This window comes from uncultured Desulfovibrio sp., assembly GCF_944327235.1.
Taxonomy (GTDB): Bacteria; Desulfobacterota; Desulfovibrionia; order Desulfovibrionales; family Desulfovibrionaceae; genus Desulfovibrio.
The window spans coordinates 1-3,579 of record NZ_CALVHE010000138.1 but is presented as its reverse complement, the minus strand read 5'-3'; the positions used below and the strand labels follow the sequence as shown (position 1 = coordinate 3,579).

Annotated in this window: 3 protein-coding genes; all 3 read left to right on the top strand. The window is 67.8% G+C overall.

Features of this window, described 5'->3' with window-relative positions; translation table 11 throughout:
• The first annotated feature begins 485 nt into the window (after positions 1-485).
• The 3 genes from Q0K00_RS11530 to Q0K00_RS11520 are packed head-to-tail and all read left to right on the top strand — an operon-like array spanning position 486 to position 3,526.
• Entirely contained in the window at positions 486-1,601 is a 1,116-nt protein-coding gene (locus tag Q0K00_RS11530) for a hypothetical protein (RefSeq protein WP_297229676.1), read from the top strand.
• On the top strand, positions 1,588-1,869 hold the full coding sequence (locus Q0K00_RS11525) for a hypothetical protein (RefSeq protein WP_297229674.1): 282 nt from the start codon (positions 1,588-1,590) through the stop codon (positions 1,867-1,869). The genes Q0K00_RS11530 and Q0K00_RS11525 overlap by 14 nt, the downstream gene beginning before the upstream one ends.
• Before the next feature lie 13 nt (positions 1,870-1,882).
• Positions 1,883-3,526 (top strand): bifunctional metallophosphatase/5'-nucleotidase, encoded by a 1,644-nt coding sequence (locus Q0K00_RS11520; RefSeq protein ID WP_297229672.1) that lies wholly within the window; start codon positions 1,883-1,885, stop codon positions 3,524-3,526.
• Positions 3,527-3,579: the final 53 nt, after the last annotated feature.

Here is a 3,579-nt window from a genome sequence, read left to right as displayed (position 1 = left end):
TCCCTTCCCCCAGCGCGCTTTTACCGGGGGGAGAGTCGGGGACACGAGGCGACCCCGCCTCTATGGCAAGTGGAGCGTGTAGAGGTTGTTTTTTATATATTGAAATTATTTGTAAAATTTGTATTGGCAAGCCTTGGGTGGACAGGCGGACAGGGGGTGAAGGGGAGCGTTTGTCTCGTCCCCCGTCCTTCTCCCGACAAAAGCGCGTTGGGAGAGACGTCCCCCATTCCTCATGCTGCCGGGAGACCGGCAAGCGAAGGGATGGCTCGCGTGTCGCTTTTTCCTTCCATCCTCCTGAATAAAAGCGCGCTGGGGAAGGGATGGGGGGCTTGGGGGGAAGGGGAACCCCTCTCGCGCAGGCGGAGGGGTTCCCCTTCCCCCCAAAAAGACTGCTCCGGCAGTGAAAAGACTGGAAAATGGTATACATGGCCTCGTGCCGCGCGGTGCGGGCGGGGCGTCCACCGACATCGACAAGGAAAAACGACATGAACAGGCACACATCCCGGGCGGCGGTCGTCCCCAGTCCGGCGGCGGCGACGGCCCGCGCCATCCTTTTTCGTCGTTATCGCGCATACGGCATCGCGGTGGCCGTGCTTTCCGGCATGTCCTACGGTCTGTATTCGGCCTTCATGACGCTGGGCATGAGCCTCGGCATCTGGGGCGACTGGTACGGGGAGGGGTCTGAGCTGTCGGCCGTGGCGACGCTCTTCCTGCTCAGTGCGCTGGGCGCGGCGGTGACGGACAGTTTCAGCGCGCTTTGGGCCTTGCTGCTGGCCGCGTTCAAGGGCAAGCTCGGTGACGTGCCCCGGAGCTGGCGCACGCGCCCCGGAGCCATCATGACGGCTGCCGCCTTCATCGGCGGGCCGCTGGCCAGCACGTGTTATGTGCTAGGGTTGCAGAATGCCGGGTCGGTGGTGGTGCCGATGAGCGCCCTGTGTCCGGCCATCGGGGCCATCCTTGGGAGGGTGGTCTTTGGGCAGACGCTCAACTTGCGGATCATGGCGGGCATCTTCATCTGTTTTGCCGCCAGCGTCATGATCGGCAGCACCGGGCTGACGGACGACGCGCCCGCCAATCTTTATCTGGGGCTGGCTTTCGGCCTGCTGGCCGCGCTGGGCTGGGGCATCGAGGGCTGCGTCTGCGGTTACGGCACGGCGCTCATCGACCCGGAGGTGGGCATCACCATCCGGCAGATCACGTCCGGTCTGTCCAATCTCATCCTGCTGGTGCCGCTGTTCGGCTGGCTCGGCGGCGCGGACGCGGTGGGCATGGCCGTGACGGCCTTCACGGACGGCGGCTCGGTGGGCTGGTTCGTGGTGGCCGGGTTCTGCGCCTATTTCGCCTTCATGCTCTGGTATCAGGGCAACGCCATGTGCGGCGCGGCGCTGGGCATGGCCTGCAACGGGGCGTTCTCCTTCTGGGGGCCGTTCTTCATCTGGCTGGTGCTCGGGGTCTACTACGGCATGGAAGGCAAGAACATGCCGCCCATAGCCTGGCTGGCCTCGCTGATCATGATCGGCGGCATCTTCCTCATCGCCGTCGATCCGATGACGTTGTTCCGTCGAGGACGCAAGGGGAGGGGAGACCATGAAGCCGCTTAATTTCGCCATCCTCGATTACATGACCACGGTCCCCGAAGCGTGCGCCGAGGACGTGGTGGAGGCCCTTTCCGGGACGTACGGGGGGTTCCGCGCCCTGACGGCGGAGTCCGTGCGCACGGCGCTGCTGACCGCCGCGGTCAACGGCCTGCTGGAGGAAAGCCGCTGCGAGCTGGACGAGGAACGCAACCTGCGCCTGTATTTCCGGGCGCATCCCGAGGGCGCGGCCACCATCATCAAGTATACCGGCGGCCCGCGGGCCCGTTCCTGAGTCGGGAGGGGAGATGCGGAGGACGAGAGGAGCCGGGCGGTCCCGGCCGCGCCGCGTCGCGGTCCTCGCGCTGTGGGCCGCGCTGGTCCTGTGGGCGACGCACGGCCCCGCGCGGGCCGGGGAGGCGACGCCCGGCGGTGAGCTGCGCATCCTGCATACCAACGACACCCACGCCCATCTGGCGGGCGTGGACGAGCGCTGGCAGCCCTGTTCCACGGACGAGGCCTGCCGGGGCGGCATGGGACGTATCGCCGCCGCCATCGACGCCGCCCGGCGCGAGAGCGGCGACGTGCTGGCGCTGGATGCGGGCGATCAGTTCCAGGGGACGCTTTTCTATGCCGTGGAAAAGTGGCCCGTGCTGGCCGAATTCGACCGTCATATGCCCTACGACGCCATGACGCTGGGCAACCACGAATTCGACGAGGGGTGCGACGCGCTCCGACGGTTTCTTGACGCCCAGCCCATCCCCGTGGTGGCGGCCAATATCGCGCCTGATCGGGGTTGTCCGCTGTTCGGCAGCCGTATACTGCCCTTTCTGGTACGAAAGATGCAGAGCGAGTCCGTGGGCATCGTGGGGCTGGCCAATGACCGCGTGACGGCGCAGGCGCAGGCCTGCCCGCATACGCTGTTCCTCGATGCCGCGCAAAGCCTGCGGCAGGCCGTGGCCGAACTGGAAGCCGGGGGCGTGCGGCGCATCGTGGCGCTCTCCCATCTGGGCCTGCCCGCCGACCGGGAGCTGGCCCGTCAGGTGGACGGGGTGGATATCATCGTGGGCGGACATACGCACACCTGGCTGGGGCCTGGGTCCGATACGGGGCCGTATCCCCTCGTGGAGCGCTCGCCGTCAGGACAGCCGGTACTGATAGTGACGGCCGCGCGGGCCACGCGCTATATCGGTGATCTGACGGTGACGTTCGATGCGCGGGGCATCCCCGCGCGGTGGTGGGGCGGCCCGCGCGAACTGACGCCGGAGTGCTCGCGTCGTGAGGAGCTTTCCGCGCTGACGGCACGACATGCCGCCGTGCTGGAACGCTATCAGGCGCGGATGGTGGGCCGTCATGACGTGGACGCCCCCGACGGCATGGAAGCCTGCCGTGCCGGGGACTGTTTCGGCGGCATGTTGCTGGCCGACGCTTTTCTGGACGTGGCCCGTCCGCGGGGAGCGGACATGGCGCTGGTCAACGCGGGCAGCCTCCGGGCGGCCATCCCGCCCGGCGAGGTGAGCCGGGGCGCGTTGCTGACGGCCATCCCCTTCGGCAACGACGTGGTGCTGCGGGAATACACGGGCGCGCAGATCCTCCGGGCGCTGGAGCACGGCGTGGCCGGTGAGGACGGCCGGGGACCGGCCCTCCTGCAGACGGCCGGACTGCGCTACGTCGTGGACGCTTCCCGCCCGGTGGGCAGCCGCATCGTGTCCGCGGACGTGATGTCCCCGGCGGGCGAGAGCGCGCCGCTGGCGGCGGGAGAGCGCTACCGCGTGGCCCTGCCCGCCTATCTGGCGCGCGGCGGCGACGGCTACGACATGCTGCGCGAGGGCAGGCCGCTGCCCCTTGCGCCCGTGAAGGATGTGGACGCGGCGGCGGCCTATCTGGAGGCGCATTCTCCGCTTACCGAGATGCGCGGGGGCCGCATCCGTCGGATCGGGACGGGCGGATAGAGCAATTCCACATTGAAAATGTGGATCGCTCTGGTAGTCGCGAGAGCGACTAC